A 13,833-nucleotide genomic window follows, 5' to 3' on the forward strand; every position below is an offset into this window, starting at 1 on the left:
TGGCGGATTGCGTCAGAACAGGAAATAGCGCTGCGCCATCGGCAGTTCGGTCGCGGGTTCGCACGTGAGCAACTCGCCATCGGCGCGCACGATATAGGTTTCGGGATCGACGTCAATGGTCGGCATCGCACCGTTGAGCACCATGTCGGACTTCTGCACGCCGCGGCACCCCTTCACCGCGACCAGCGGCTTCGTCAGGCCAAGCGCGGCGACCGCCGGGTTGGACAGCGCGGCCTGCGAGACGAAGGTCACCGAGGTCTTGAGCGCCTTGCCGAAACTGCCGAACATCGGCCGGTAATGCACCGGTTGCGGCGTGGGGATCGACGCGTTGGGATCGCCCATTGCCGCCGCCGCGATCATGCCGCCCTTCAGAATCAGGCTGGGCTTGACGCCAAAGAAGGCCGGCCGCCACAACACCAGGTCGGCCAGCTTGCCGGGCTCGATCGAGCCCACGACGTGCGAGATGCCGTGGGTGATCGCGGGGTTGATGGTGTACTTGGCGATGTAGCGCCGGATGCGGAAGTTGTCCGCCTTGCCGTCGCCACGCTCGCCATCCTCGGGCAGTGCGCCGCGCTGCACCTTCATCTTGTGCGCGGTCTGCCAGGTGCGGATGATGACCTCGCCGACCCGCCCCATCGCCTGCGAGTCAGACGACATCATGGAGAAGGCGCCGGTGTCGTGCAGGATGTCTTCGGCCGCAATCGTCTCGCGCCGGATGCGCGACTCGGCAAAGGCCACGTCCTCGGCAATCGCCGGGTCGAGGTGATGACACACCATCAGCATGTCGAGATGCTCGTCGATGGTGTTGACCGTGAATGGCCGCGTCGGGTTGGTCGAGGACGGCAGCACGTTCGGCGATCCCACCGCCTTGATGATGTCGGGCGCGTGACCACCACCCGCACCTTCGGTGTGGAAGGTGTGGATGGTGCGGCCCTTGAACGCGGCCAGCGTGGTTTCGACGAAGCCGGATTCGTTCAGGGTGTCGGTGTGGATCGCGACCTGCACGTCGTGCTGCTCGGCCACATTCAGACAGTTGTCGATCGCCGCCGGCGTCGTGCCCCAGTCCTCGTGCAGCTTGAGGCCGATCACGCCCGCTTCGACCTGCTCGTTGAGCGGCCCCGGCAGGCTGGCGTTGCCCTTGCCGAAGAAGCCGAGGTTCATCGGGAAGGCTTCAGCCGCCTCGAGCATGCGATGGATGTGCCACGGCCCTGGCGTGCACGTGGTGGCGTAGGTGCCGGTCGCCGGCCCGGTGCCGCCCCCGAGCATGGTGGTGACGCCCGACATCAGCGCCTCTTCGATCTGCTGCGGGCAGATCCAGTGGATGTGGCTGTCGATGCCCCCGGCGGTGAGGATCATGCCCTCGCCGGCGATGACCTCGGTGCCCGCACCGACCGGAATGGTGACGCCGGGCTGGATGTCCGGGTTGCCGCCCTTGCCGATCTTCCAGATCTTGCCGTCCTTGAGGCCGACGTCCGCCTTGACGATGCCGGTGACGGCATCGACGATCAGCGCGTTGGTGATGATGGTGTCGGCCACCTCGGCCGAGAGCTGCTGCCCCTGACCCATGCCGTCGCGGATGACCTTGCCGCCGCCGAACTTCACCTCTTCACCGTAGATGGTGTGGTCCTGTTCGACTTCGAGAATCAGCCCGGTGTCGGCCAGTCGCACGCGGTCTCCCACGGTGGGGCCGAACATTTCCGCATAGGCGCGGCGTGTAATCTTTGCCATATCAGAGCGCTCCCATGACCTGGGCGTTGAAGCCGAACACCTTGCGCGCACCGTCGAGTGCGACCAGTTCGATCGTGCGCGACTGTCCCGGCTCGAAACGCACCGCCGTCCCGGCGGCAATGTTGAGGCGGAAACCGCGTGCAGCCGTGCGATCGAAGTCGAGCGCGGCATTGGTTTCGGCAAAGTGGTAGTGCGAGCCGACCTGGATCGGACGGTCGCCGGTATTCGTGACTGACAGCGTCAGCGTCGAGCGTCCGACATTGAGTTCGATCTCGCCGTCGAGCGGCATGAGTTCGCCTGGAATCATTTTCTTCTCCTGATGTGCCTGGCGGATCAACCGCCACGGGCGCCGAAGCGATAATCGCGCATGGCCTGTGAGCGCACCGGCGCAGCCTCGGGGGCCGGCGCGGGTACGACGGGTTCGACCACTGCAGCCGGTGCCAGCTTTTCGCGCAAACAGATGACGAGCAGCAAGAACGCCTCGTCGTCGGCGAGCTCTTCGATCTCGTCCAGCGTCGCCTTTGCATACGCCGGATCGGTCGTCATCGCCGTCAGATTCACGCTGCGCCCCAGCGTACGCTTCACCTGCAGCTTGAAGCGGGCCAGCAACCTTGCCAGTTCGATTTCGGCTTCGCTCATGATGGTCGCCGCCAATGCGTCAGATGATGGGGTTATGCACGGTGACCAGTTTCGTGCCGTCCGGGAAGGTGGCCTCGACCTGAATATCGGGAATCATCTCGGCCACGCCGTCCATCACGTCGTCGCGTGTGAGCAGGGTGGCGCCGTAGCTCATCAGCTCGGCCACGGTTTTGCCGTCGCGCGCACCTTCGAGGATCGCGCAGGTGATGAAGGCGACCGACTCCGGGTAGTTCAGCTTCAGGCCGCGCGCCCGACGTCGCTCGGCGAGCAGTCCGGCGGTGAAAATCAGCAGCTTGTCCTTCTCGCGTGGGCTCAGTTCCATCGATTTCTCCACGGCGCCAGTGGCGCCGCCATCAGTTGATCAGGTATTCCAGATTCTCGGCGTCTGCATCGGGCGCCCGGCTACGGTCGGCCTGACCGCAGCCCAAAGCCGCGCAAACCACTCGCGTCCCGGCTCGCATGCGGGCCCGAGATAACGCGCTACCAGCAAGCCGGGCAACAAGGTGACGCCGCCCGTCCCGTGCGTCGGCGCGATCTCGCGCCAGGCCTTGAGGAGTTCGACATTCACCAGCGGCGAAGCGACCAGCAGACTGCCGCTCACCGGCTCGCCCTGCAGCCCGATGCCGGCAGCAAGCAGGGCGCTGCCACCACCCACCCTGCCGCGCTCCAGCCACAGCGGACGCCCGTCTCGCACTATCCTGGTGCGCATCGCAAGCTCACCTCGGGTAAAGCGCTCACCCGAGCCCGTGCGACCGAAACACAGCATCTCCGCCCCGATGAAACAGGCATCTCCGGACAGGCTGACCTCGGTCACGAGGTCACCGAAGGCGCCGTCGAACACCAGGCTTTCCTGAGGCAGCCACTCGCACACGGCGCCTGCGGCCACCGCAATACGCTGTGTCAGCCCGCCGCGTGCGCCGGCGCTGCGATACCACTTGCCCGCACCCGGTGTCGTCAGCAGCGCATGGGCGCCTGCCCTGACATCGACATCGACGCTGAGGCTGTCGCCACTGGCGATACCCGCGGGCGGGTGTACCAGAATGGTGTGGCACACCTCATGGCCCTCGGGATAAAGCGGACGCTGCACCACCAGCGGACCGACATGCGCGCGCTCCGCAAGCACGGTACGCTCGCCACGGCGTTCATACGCCAGCCGCAACTCGGCACGCCAGCTGCGCCCGGCGGCAGCATTACAGGCAGGCGCGCCGAGCGAACGGGATTCAGGGGCTGTCACAGCATTCATGGAGCTTCCATTAGCAAGCAATGTTCCAGCTCATAGGCCGACCCGATATACGACTGTTTAGACTGACTATTCTGTGCAGACAAGGCTTGCAGGCGCACGCCCTGTGCCGGCCGCCCATGAAAACACCGGCCGGATGCACCAGTACAGTGCATGAACGCCCTCCCGCGCTTACTGGCGCACTTCGTCGCACTCGTCGAATTCGTCGGCCTTGCCCACACCGGGAGTCGCACGGAACGGGTTGATGTCCAGACCACCGCGCCGCGTGTAGCGTGCCCACACCGCAAGCGCCTGCGGGTGGCAGCGCGCCATGATGTCGCAGAACACCCGCTCCACGCATTGTTCGTGAAACTCGTTGTGCTCGCGAAAGGACACGATGTAGCGCAGCAGGCCCTCACGCTCGATCGCAGGCCCGGTGTAGCGCACGACGACCATGCCCCAGTCGGGCTGACCGGTCACCAGACAGTTGGACTTGAGCAGGTGGGAATACAGGGTCTCGCTGACGATTTCACCACGGGCTGCCAGCAGGGCCGGGGCCGGCTGATAGGTATCGATATCGATGTCGAGATCGTCCAGACAGACACCCTGCGGGTAGCCGATCTGGCGCAGGGGGCGCTCGCCGAGCGGCATCAGCTCAACCGCCACCGCGCCGCCTGCCGCCGCGGACAGGTCGCGAGCAATCGTTTCGCGCACGGTGCCCGCATCGGCAAAACGACTCTGGTTGAAGGCATTGAGGTAAAGCTTGAGCGATTTCGACTCGATCAGCCGCGGCGTATCGGCTCGCACCCGGAAGCGTGCGAGCGCCACCACCGGCTTGCCGCGCGCGTTCAGCCACGACAGCTCATAGGCATTCCACAGATCCTCACCGACGAAGGGCAAGGCATCGCCGCGCACGCCGATCTCGTCGCGCTTGAGCTGACGTTCGATCGGAAACAGAAGCTCGGGCGCATAGGTATCGCGATAGGCAACAGGCTTGCCGAGCGGTGAGGCTTCGGCACCATGGCGGAGAGGGGATGTATCGTTCATCTGTATGATTGTAAAAGAAGCGCGCACGATACGCTGTTGCTGCGTTGCAGCATGAATAGTAAAATCACCGGTCAATGCGTTTACGGACGCGCTTTCCCGCAACACCCGCAGACGCGGCATCAGACGACAGGCTGCAGGCCACGTCGCCGCCCGCAAGGCCGCACCCGGACGCCCTGCGACACTCCATCCGGCACATCAGCAGCAAGGCCGCGCCTGCCACGCAGCCCAAGACGGATCAAAACAGACAATGAAATCCCTTCAGCAGGACTGGTTCTCCAACGTCCGCAACGACTTGCTCGCCGGCCTGGTGGTCGCGCTTGCCCTCATCCCCGAGGCCATCGCCTTCTCCATCATCGCCGGGGTCGATCCCAAGGTCGGGCTCTATGCCTCCTTCTGCATCGCCACCGTGATCGCCTTCGCCGGCGGTCGCCCGGGCATGATCTCGGCCGCAACCGGTGCCATGGCCCTGGTGATGGTGACCCTGGTCAAGGACCACGGCCTGCAGTATCTGCTCGCCGCCACCCTGCTCACCGGCGTGCTTCAGATCCTCGCCGGCTGGCTGCGCCTGGGCGTGCTGATGCGCTTCGTGTCGCGCTCGGTGGTGACCGGCTTCGTCAATGCGCTGGCGATCCTGATCTTCATGGCCCAGCTCCCGGAGCTGACCAACGTCAGCTGGCATGTGTATGCCATGACCGCAGCCGGGCTCGGCATCATCTACCTCTTCCCCTACATCACCCGTGCCGTGCCGTCGCCGCTGGTCACCATCGTGGTACTGACCGCGGTATACATGGTGCTTGATCTCGACATCCGCACGGTGGGCGACATGGGCGAACTGCCGGACAGCCTGCCGGTGTTCCTGCTGCCCGATGTGCCACTCAACTTCGAGACGCTCGGGATCATCTTCCCCTACGCACTGACCATGATGGTCGTGGGCCTGCTCGAATCGCTGATGACCGCCACCATCGTCGACGACCTCACCGACACCACTAGCAACAAGAGCCGCGAATGCGTCGGTCAGGGCGTGGCCAATATCGCCTCCGGCTTCCTCGGCGGCATGGCCGGCTGCGCGATGATCGGGCAGTCGGTGATCAACGTGAAGTCCGGCGGCCGCGGACGCCTGTCGACGCTGACCGCCGGCGTGGTGCTGCTGATCCTGGTGGTCTTCCTCGGCGACTGGGTGCGCCAGATCCCGATGGCGGCCCTGGTCGCGGTGATGATCATGGTTTCGATCGGTACCTTCAGCTGGGACTCGGTACTCAAGCTGCGCGAGAATCCGCCCAGCTCCAGCGTGGTCATGATCGCCACCGTTGCGGTCACCGTCGCCACGCACGACCTTGCCCGCGGGGTGCTGGTCGGGGTGCTGCTGTCGGGCTTCTTCTTTGCGCACAAGGTCGGCAAGGTGCTGCACGTCGGTTCGCGCGCGGAAGATGAAGGCCGGATGCGGCGCTATGCCGTCACTGGCCAGGTGTTCTTTGCCTCGGCCGACCGCTTCATCGCCTCCTTCGACTTCAAGGAAGTCATCGACAAGGTCAGCATCGACGTCTCCCGCGCCCATTTCTGGGACGTTACTGCCATCAGTGCGCTCGACAAGGTGGTGGTCAAGTTCCGCCGCGAAGGCACCGAAGTCGAGGTCATCGGCCTCAACGAAGCCAGTGCGACCATGGTCGACCGCTTCGCGGTGCACGACAAGCCTGAAGCCGTCGAAAACCTGATGGGCCACTGAGGAGCAGACCATGAGCAAAGACAACAAGATTCTTGCCTGCGTGGATCAGTCCCGTTTTGCCGACACGGTGGCCGACTACGCAGCCTGGGCCGCGACGCGCATGGAGGCGCCGCTCGAGTTTCTCCATGTCATCGACCGCCATCCGGAACTCGGCTCCGGCGACGACCATAGCGGCGCCATCGGCTTCAACGCCCAGGAGCAGTTGCTGCATACCCTCAGCGACAAGGATGCGGCGCTCAGCCGCGCGGCACGCGAACAGGGACGCATCTTCCTCAACCGCCTGCGCGAGCGCGCGATCGCCGCCGGCGTGCCGGCACCGGACATGCGCCAGCGCCACGGCGCGCTCGACGACACCCTGGCTGAACAGGAAGACGGCGTACGCATGTTCGTCTTCGGTCGTCGCGGCGCCTCGGCCGGGACCAGCAGCCAGAGCATCGGCAGCAACGTCGAGCGCGTGGTGCGTGCCCTGCACAAACCTGCACTGACCGTGACCGAGGGTTTTAGCGAACCGCGCCGGATCCTGATCGCCTTTGACGGCGGCATCGTCACCCGTCGCGGCGTGGAGATGGTGGCAAACAGCCCGCTGTTCCGCGGCCTGCCCATCCATCTGCTGATGTCGGGCAAGGAAAGCCAGAGCGCACCCAAGCAGCTGGAGTGGGCCAAGAACACGCTCGAGGCGGCAGGCTTCGAAGCCCCAGCCTCATTGATTCCCGGCGACGCGGAGCAGGTCATCGAGAAAACGGTGAAGGCACAGGGCATCGATCTGCTGATCATGGGCGCCTACGCCCACTCGCCGCTGCGCAGCCTGCTGTTTGGCAGCAAGACCACCGACCTGTTGCGCACCGCCACCATTCCGACACTGCTGCTGCGGGGCTGAAAAGCCGACACGCAGCGCGCTTCGCGCTCACGTCAGCGCGAAGCGCACCTTTACGTCGCAGGGCGGCGCCGTATACGCGGCCGAGGTGGCAATGAGATCCGCCCCGGCCGCCACGTAGTCTGCGGCGTTGTCGGCGCGCACGCCGCCGGCGGCGACCAGCACCGCGCCGAGGCCCTCTGCTGCAATCCGCGCCTTGCACGCTGCCACCGCCTCGGGCGGGAATTTCTCCAGCTGCAACACACCGGCCCCCGCACGCGCCCAGACCAGCGCCTCCTCGACCGAGGCCACCTCCACCGTGAGCTTGCGCTCAGGCTGAAGGCGTCGCAGACGGGCCACGGTGTCCTGCGGCGCCTCTTCCAGGAACAGCCGGTGCTCGGCGAAGATCAGCAGGGTTTCCGACAGCCCCAGCCGGTGCATGATCGCACCGCTCGCCTTCACCGCCTTGGCCGACATCGCCTTGGTGCCGGGCACGTTCTTGCGTGTGCAGGCGACGGCAACCGGCGCCGCAGCCGCGACGATGGCGGCCGCTGCGGTGGCGATGCCGCTGGACCACTCCATCAGGGTCTGCGCCACCTTCCACGCACGGTGAAGCTCGCCCGCCCCACCTTCGGCCTCGAGCAACAAGGCCCCCGCCTCGACCGCCGTCGCCGACGCGACATGAAGCCGCGCGGTAGCACCTGTGAGCTGAAACAGGCGCACCGCCTCTTCACTGCCGCACACCCGCATCGTACCGCGAGCATGGAAGGACACATGCCCGCGCGCATTCTCGATGGCCAGGGCCTCTGTGGTCAGGTCGCCCGCCGGCACATCATCGGCGAGCAGTTCGGACAGGGCGTGATCGGACAGACAGCAGGGCATGACTCGAACTCCAGAAGACATCTGCACAAGGGCAATTCCAAACGGCACCGGCAATCCCTGCGCGCGGGATCACCCCAGCAGGGCCACCGTCTTGATCTGCGCCCACATTCGTCGATTGGCCACGATGCCGAGCTGGTCGCACGAGCGCCGGGTGATGCGCGCGATCAGCGGGGTGCCGCCCGCATCGAGCCGGACCAGCACATGCGCCGGCGTATCGGCCACGACCACCTCCTGCACGATGACTTGCAGCAGGTTGGTAATGCTGCTGTTTTCGTTGCGCGCCTCGGCAAGGCTGACGTCGCGCGCATGCACGCGAAAACGCAGACGGTGGCCGATGGCTTCCGGACGCCGCGCGACCATTACGCTGCCACCGGCAAAATCGAGCCGCGTCAGGTGGTAGCGTTCATCATGCTCGGCGATGACCGACTCAATGACGACCCCTGCATCCTCGGTAAATGCCGTCGGCAGATCCAGGCGGGCCAGCGTCTCCACCAGCCCGCCCTGTGCAATCACCTTCCCCTGATCAAGCAACACCACATGATCCGCCAGCCGCGCCACCTCGTCGGGTGAGTGGCTGACGTAGAGCACCGGGATGTCGAGCTCGTCGTGCAGACGCTCGAGGTAGGGCAGGATTTCCTGCTTGCGTTTGAGATCCAGCGCAGCCAGCGGCTCATCCATCAGCAGCAGTCGCGGGCTGGTCAGCAGCGCCCGCGCCATGCCCACTCTCTGCCGCTCGCCGCCCGACAGGCGCTCCGGCATGCGGTCCAGCAGATGGCCGATCCCCAGCAGCTCGACGGCCTGATCCCAGGCCACGCGTCGCGTTGCTGCTGCGACCCGCTTCATGCCGAACTCGAGATTGCGCCGCACCGACAGATGCGGAAACAGACTGGCCTCCTGGAAGACATAGCCGATCGCACGCTCGTGCGTCGGCACGAAGATCCCGGCGTCGGCATCCTGCCAGTGCTCGCCATTGACGATGAGCCGGCCCAGCGGTGCGCGCTCAAGACCGGCGACGCAGCGCAGGCAGGTCGTCTTGCCCGACCCCGAATGACCGAACAGTGCGGTGACGCCGCGCCCGGGCAGTTGCAGATCGACGTCGAGTGAAAAACCACTGTAGTCGAGGCGAAAGCGGGCCTGTATGCCTTCTGCCGTCATGTGCCCATCCCCGGCTTGAAGCGGCGACTGGTGTACAGCGCGAGCAGGACGAAGAAGGAGAATACGACCATGCCGCCGGCGAGCCAGTGCGCCTGTGCGTACTCCATGGCCTCGACGTGATCGAAGATCTGCACCGACACCGTGCGCGTGCTACCTGGAATATTGCCGCCGATCATCAGCACCACGCCAAACTCGCCCACGGTATGTGCGAACCCCAGAATCGACGCGGTGACGAAGCCCGGTCGCGCCAGCGGCAGCACCACCGAAAAGAAGGTGTCCCACGGACTGGCGCGCAGGGTGGCGGCGACTTCCAGCGGGCGCTCTCCAATCGCTTCGAAGGCGTTCTGCAAGGGCTGAATGACGAAGGGCATGGAGTAGAACACCGAACCGACGACGAGTCCGGCAAAGGTGAAGGGCAGCGTGCCCAGACCCAGCGCGGTCGTCATCTGACCAATCGGGCCATGCGGACCCATGGTCACCAGCAGGTAGAAGCCGATCACCGTCGGCGGCAACACCAGCGGCAATGCCACCACCGCCCCGATCGGTCCCTTGAGCCACGAACGCGTGCGTGCCAGCCACCAGGCGATTGGCGTACCAATCAGCAACAGCAACACCGTGGTCAGGCCCGCCAGCTCCAGCGTGAGCCAGATTGCCGAGAGATCGAGCGCAGTGAGTGACATGCCCGCCCCGCTCCTTATAGATCGTAGCCGTAGGCGCGGATCACCGCCGCAGCCTTCGGCCCCTTGAGGTAATCGACCAGCACCTTCGCTGCCTCGCTGTCTTTGCCCTTTTTAAGGATCACTGCATCCTGACGGATCGGGTCATACAGCGCAGCAGGCACCATCCAGGCAGAACCCGAGGTGATCGCGCCGTCCTTGAACACCTGCGACAGGGCCACGAATCCGAGCTCTGCATTGCCGGTGGAAACGAACTGGAAACTCTGCGTAATGTTGGTGCCCTCGACCAGTTTCGGTCCAACCGCGGCCGTCAGGCCGAGCCTGTCGAGCACCTGGGTTCCCGCGAGTCCGTACGCGGCAATCTTCGGGTTGGCGATCGACAAGTGCTTGAATGCGTTCTTCTTCAGCACCTCTCCCTGATCATCCACATAGCCTGCGGTAGCCGACCACAGCACAAGCTTGCCCACCGCATAAGTGAAACGCGAACCCGGCACGATCTCGCCTTCCGCCTCAAGCCTGGCCGGCGTCGTGCTGTCTGCGGCAAGGAAGACCTCGAAAGGCGCACCGTTCCTGATCTGGGTGTAAAGCCCACCGGTCGGGCCGAATGCCGCCAGCACCTTGTGCCCCGTATCCTTCTCGAACTGCAGTGCGATCTCCTTGATGGGCGCGGTGAAGTTGGCGGCAACGGCGACCTGAACGTCGGCCGCGTTCGCGCCAGTGGCGAACACACCAAGACTGAGTGCAATGACAAGGCAGGAAACGGGCGGCTTCATGATTCAACTCCAGTAGATGATGACGAAAAAGGCCAGCCTCAGTCGTAGATCGCAAGAATGACGCTGGATGACTTGAAAAAGGCACAGGCCGGCACGCCGACCTCAATACCCAATGCCTTGCAGCTCTCGCCGGTCACCACGCAGGTCACACTGCGACCCGATGGCAGCACCAGCGTGACCTCGTTGTTCACCGGCCCTGCATGCACTTCGGCGACCTTGCCCCACAGCTGGTTGCGCGCGGTGAGCCGCATCGTCTGATCGACCGACAACATCACTGAGGACGACTTCACCAGTGCAAAGACCTCCTTGCCGATCGTCAGCCCGAGATTCTCGGCGCTGGCCTTGGTGATGATGGCGGCGATCTCGGTTTCTTCATCGATGCGCACCCGCACCTCGTAATCGACCCCACCATCGCGCAAGCCCGTAATCGACCCGGAAAACTGGTTTCGGGCACTGGTCTTCAGGCTCATCCGGTGCATCAGCTTCTGGAAGCCGCGAATGTCGCACCCACCCGCCTGGTTCAATCGTTCGGACAGGCGGTCGAGCGCGGCCTGATACTCGATTTCCAGCGCGCGATACATCGCCACCATCTTCTGGCCGTATTCGGTGAGCTGGGTGCCTCCACCCTGTCGTCCGCCGGTGACACGAACGACCAAGGGCTCGGGCGCCAGATTGTTCATGGTGTCGATCGCGTCCCAGGCCGCCTTGTACGACAGGGGTACCGCTTTCGCCGCCTGGTTGATCGAGCCCTTGTGCCCGATCTCTTCCAGCAACCGGATACGCGTATCGGATAGCGCTGCACCGATCTCGGTTTCGAGCGACATGCGGGCGAGGAAACGGGTAGCTGTCATCGTCTGAGAAGGCATTATGTATTCCGTTTTATATAAAGCCAAAACCATGCCAGGCGGCATTTACTATGGTTGCATAGGAATAACCCTTGAAACTACAGTGCACCCCGGGGACATTTGTTGATTACCTGACAATTATATGTAGCTAAAGCTACAACGTGTTTCTTTTCCTTCAATTGCAAAATCGTTCTGGAGAACAGCATGAAAGTCAGTGCCCGCAACATCTTCAAAGGCCCCATCAGTGCAATCAAGACCGGCATCGTGAATGCAGAGGTCGCGGTTTCGATTGGCGGAAACGACACGCTCGTCGCCGTCGTCACAATGGAAAGCCTCAACACCCTTGAACTCAAGATGGGGAAGGACGTCGTCGCGCTGGTGAAGGCGCCCTGGGTCATGCTGATGAGCGAAGGCAGCGACATCCGCCTGTCAGCGCGCAACAGCCTGACCGGCACGGTCAAATCGGTCGAGGTCGGCACCGTCAACGCCGAGGTCACCATCAGTCTTCCGGGCGGCAGCGAGGTCGCGTCAGTCGTGACCAAGGAAGCAGCCGCAGAGCTGGGACTCAGGCCCGGCGTTCCGGTCACCGCAGTCATCAAGGCGTCGAACGTCATTCTTGGGGTCCCCGCCTGAACGTGCACGCAGGGACATTCGTGTCGCTGCAGGAACTCAGCGCGGCATGCTTTCGCTGAAGCTGTAGAAGGACTGCCCGGCGCAGTCCTGACCGGGCTGCACGGTGCGGTGGATCAGCCAGCGCTGGTCGCGCAAGCGCCAGGCCGCGACTGACTCCGCGTAAGCCGCTGCCGCATAGAACTCTTCGCCGTCATCCGAGCGCGGCTCGCGCAATACGTAGCGGTGTGCGTAGTAGCAGGCGTCCCCGTCAGGGTCGTAGCCGAAGACCCGCTCGGCATCGAGTTCGGCCTCGCGAAACAGATCAAAGGACAGGGGCACCACCACCATGTCGCGCCACTCCATCGGTAAGCGACCCCACCAGGGCTGCTCGCCGCTGTCTGCGGCACGACGACGATCACCGGTTCTTATATGGCTTGCTGTATACAACACCGCACACCTCCTCCTGGGACAGGACTGTCTTCACACAGGCGTGTTGATGCGAACCGCCTGACAAGAATGGCGCAAGCGGGTCTGCCACGCGCCTTCGTTGTATACGAAAGCAATAACGATGCCCGATAGAAATCCCGCACAGCGGGATGAGAAAGCAGAGGCAGACAGACGGCAGTGAACGAAAAAAAAGGGCGGCCATGCCGCCCTTCCCGAAGCTCAGACCTCAATCAGCAAACTCAGAAGTGCCACTGCACCTTGATCATCGGCGTGGAGGTTTCAGAGCCGGTGCTGCCTTCCTTCGAACCGAACTTGTTGTTGATGTACTCGTAGCCGATGCCTGCACGCAGGGTGCGCGGCTTGCCCATCAGCATCTGGCCGACGTCGGCCATGATGAACATGTCAGTCCAGGTCTCGGGGTCGGTCTTCACGCCGAAGCCGTCCTTGCCCTTCTTGCCGGTGTAGTTCAGGAAACCTTCGAAGGACAGGGGCACCGAGCCGACGTTGAAGGGAATGCCCCAGGCCATCGCAATACGGTAGGTCGGATCGAATTCAACCGATTTGCCGACGATGCCGTTGTTGTTCCACTCCTTGTAGTACAGCAAGCTCACGTCGAAGAAGCCCTTGGGAATATCGAACTTCAGCGTCGGACCAACCAGAATCTTGCGCACCTTCGGCGCAAATGCCGTGTCCTTGGAGTTCCAGTCGAGACCGGTCGTCAGCGCGACTTCCTTCACCGGCCCAAAGGACAGGTTCTTGTCGAAGACCTTGCCCAGGTAGAGCTGATGGGCATACACCACATAGATTTCCTGCGCGCCGGTATCGCCGCCTTTGGCCGGGTCCTTGCTGTCCGACATCAGGATATCCACGTTCAGGAAGTTCTGTCCGTAGTCATAGCCACTCACATGGGTAAAGCCAACGATGTCTTTCGACACATCGTCCGAAATGGCCGGTTCGTTGAACTTTTCGCCATAACGGTAGGAGATGGACGTGTCGCTCCAGTTGGCGGCCGAGGCCGAGATCGGCGCAGCCAGACAGGCGCCAAGCACTGCAGTGGTGATGATTCGCGAGGTGGTGGGATACATGATGCGAGGGCTCCTGAACGGGAAAAATTGATTGATTCAACGCAACATGAATCGCCGCGTTTTTTTCAAGCTAACAGGACTCGCGGTGATTTTGATCAATATGGATTATTACGCAATGGATATACTGAACACCTATCTAAGCTATTGT

16 protein-coding genes are annotated in these 13,833 nt (G+C 63.5%); 3 read left to right on the top strand and 13 right to left on the bottom strand.

Going from position 1 to position 13,833, the window contains the following annotated elements; all coding sequences use genetic code 11:
- Positions 1-12 precede the first annotated feature (12 nt).
- From ureC to queF, 6 genes are all read right to left on the bottom strand, one after another.
- Positions 13-1,728, bottom strand: a complete 1,716-nt coding sequence (ureC, locus tag CEW87_RS04885) for an urease subunit alpha (RefSeq protein ID WP_108971698.1) — start codon at positions 1,726-1,728, stop codon at positions 13-15.
- Between the two features lies 1 nt (position 1,729).
- Positions 1,730-2,035 (bottom strand): urease subunit beta, encoded by a 306-nt coding sequence (locus CEW87_RS04890; RefSeq protein WP_108951403.1) that lies wholly within the window; start codon positions 2,033-2,035, stop codon positions 1,730-1,732.
- 26 nt (positions 2,036-2,061) lie between these two features.
- A complete protein-coding gene (locus CEW87_RS04895) occupies positions 2,062-2,367 on the bottom strand; it encodes a hypothetical protein (protein ID WP_108976933.1) in 306 nt (101 codons plus the stop codon).
- Between the two features lie 19 nt (positions 2,368-2,386).
- The gene (ureA, locus tag CEW87_RS04900) at positions 2,387-2,689 is read right to left on the bottom strand and encodes an urease subunit gamma (RefSeq protein ID WP_108949818.1); all 303 of its coding nucleotides are present in this window, start codon (positions 2,687-2,689) and stop codon (positions 2,387-2,389) included.
- A gap of 39 nt (positions 2,690-2,728) precedes the next feature.
- Positions 2,729-3,610, bottom strand: coding sequence for an urease accessory protein UreD (locus CEW87_RS04905; RefSeq protein WP_108971699.1), 882 nt, complete (start codon positions 3,608-3,610; stop codon positions 2,729-2,731).
- A gap of 168 nt (positions 3,611-3,778) precedes the next feature.
- Positions 3,779-4,633, bottom strand: coding sequence for an NADPH-dependent 7-cyano-7-deazaguanine reductase QueF (gene queF, locus CEW87_RS04910; RefSeq protein WP_108971700.1), 855 nt, complete (start codon positions 4,631-4,633; stop codon positions 3,779-3,781).
- A gap of 247 nt (positions 4,634-4,880) precedes the next feature.
- Here queF and CEW87_RS04915 point away from each other — a divergent pair, with 247 nt between their 5' ends.
- Positions 4,881-6,356, top strand: a complete 1,476-nt coding sequence (locus tag CEW87_RS04915) for a SulP family inorganic anion transporter (RefSeq protein WP_108971701.1) — start codon at positions 4,881-4,883, stop codon at positions 6,354-6,356.
- Positions 6,357-6,366: 10 nt separating this feature from the next.
- Positions 6,367-7,233 carry a universal stress protein gene (locus CEW87_RS04920; RefSeq protein WP_108971702.1) on the top strand — a complete coding sequence of 289 codons (867 nt, stop codon included), beginning with the start codon at positions 6,367-6,369 and terminating at the stop codon, positions 7,231-7,233.
- A gap of 27 nt (positions 7,234-7,260) precedes the next feature.
- On the opposite strand, the gene modD is transcribed toward CEW87_RS04920, so the two are convergent.
- The 5 genes from modD to CEW87_RS04945 all read right to left on the bottom strand — a co-directional run bounded on the left by modD (position 7,261) and on the right by CEW87_RS04945 (position 11,562).
- Positions 7,261-8,091 (bottom strand): ModD protein, encoded by an 831-nt coding sequence (modD, locus tag CEW87_RS04925; protein WP_108971703.1) that lies wholly within the window; start codon positions 8,089-8,091, stop codon positions 7,261-7,263.
- A 69-nt stretch (positions 8,092-8,160) separates the two neighbouring features.
- Complete coding sequence (gene modC, locus CEW87_RS04930; protein ID WP_108971704.1) at positions 8,161-9,246, bottom strand: molybdenum ABC transporter ATP-binding protein; 1,086 nt, start codon at positions 9,244-9,246, stop codon at positions 8,161-8,163.
- On the bottom strand, positions 9,243-9,926 hold the full coding sequence (gene modB, locus CEW87_RS04935) for a molybdate ABC transporter permease subunit (RefSeq protein WP_108949824.1): 684 nt from the start codon (positions 9,924-9,926) through the stop codon (positions 9,243-9,245). Before modB ends, modC begins: the two co-directional genes overlap by 4 nt.
- Positions 9,927-9,940: 14 nt before the next feature.
- Positions 9,941-10,696 (bottom strand): molybdate ABC transporter substrate-binding protein, encoded by a 756-nt coding sequence (modA, locus tag CEW87_RS04940; protein WP_108971705.1) that lies wholly within the window; start codon positions 10,694-10,696, stop codon positions 9,941-9,943.
- Positions 10,697-10,734: 38 nt separating this feature from the next.
- Complete coding sequence (locus CEW87_RS04945; protein ID WP_199917119.1) at positions 10,735-11,562, bottom strand: TOBE domain-containing protein; 828 nt, start codon at positions 11,560-11,562, stop codon at positions 10,735-10,737.
- A 183-nt stretch (positions 11,563-11,745) separates the two neighbouring features.
- Between CEW87_RS04945 and CEW87_RS04950 the strand changes: the two genes are divergently transcribed.
- Positions 11,746-12,174 (top strand): TOBE domain-containing protein, encoded by a 429-nt coding sequence (locus CEW87_RS04950; protein ID WP_108971707.1) that lies wholly within the window; start codon positions 11,746-11,748, stop codon positions 12,172-12,174.
- Between the two features lie 36 nt (positions 12,175-12,210).
- On the opposite strand, the gene CEW87_RS04955 is transcribed toward CEW87_RS04950, so the two are convergent.
- Entirely contained in the window at positions 12,211-12,516 is a 306-nt protein-coding gene (locus tag CEW87_RS04955) for a hypothetical protein (protein WP_199917120.1), read from the bottom strand.
- Between the two features lie 323 nt (positions 12,517-12,839).
- Positions 12,840-13,685: a hypothetical protein gene (locus CEW87_RS04960; RefSeq protein ID WP_108971709.1), complete on the bottom strand. Its 846-nt coding sequence runs from the start codon at positions 13,683-13,685 to the stop codon at positions 12,840-12,842.
- Between the last annotated feature and the right edge of the window lie 148 nt (positions 13,686-13,833).

The organism is Parazoarcus communis (assembly GCF_003111665.1).
Classification (GTDB): domain Bacteria; phylum Pseudomonadota; class Gammaproteobacteria; order Burkholderiales; family Rhodocyclaceae; genus Parazoarcus; species Parazoarcus communis_B.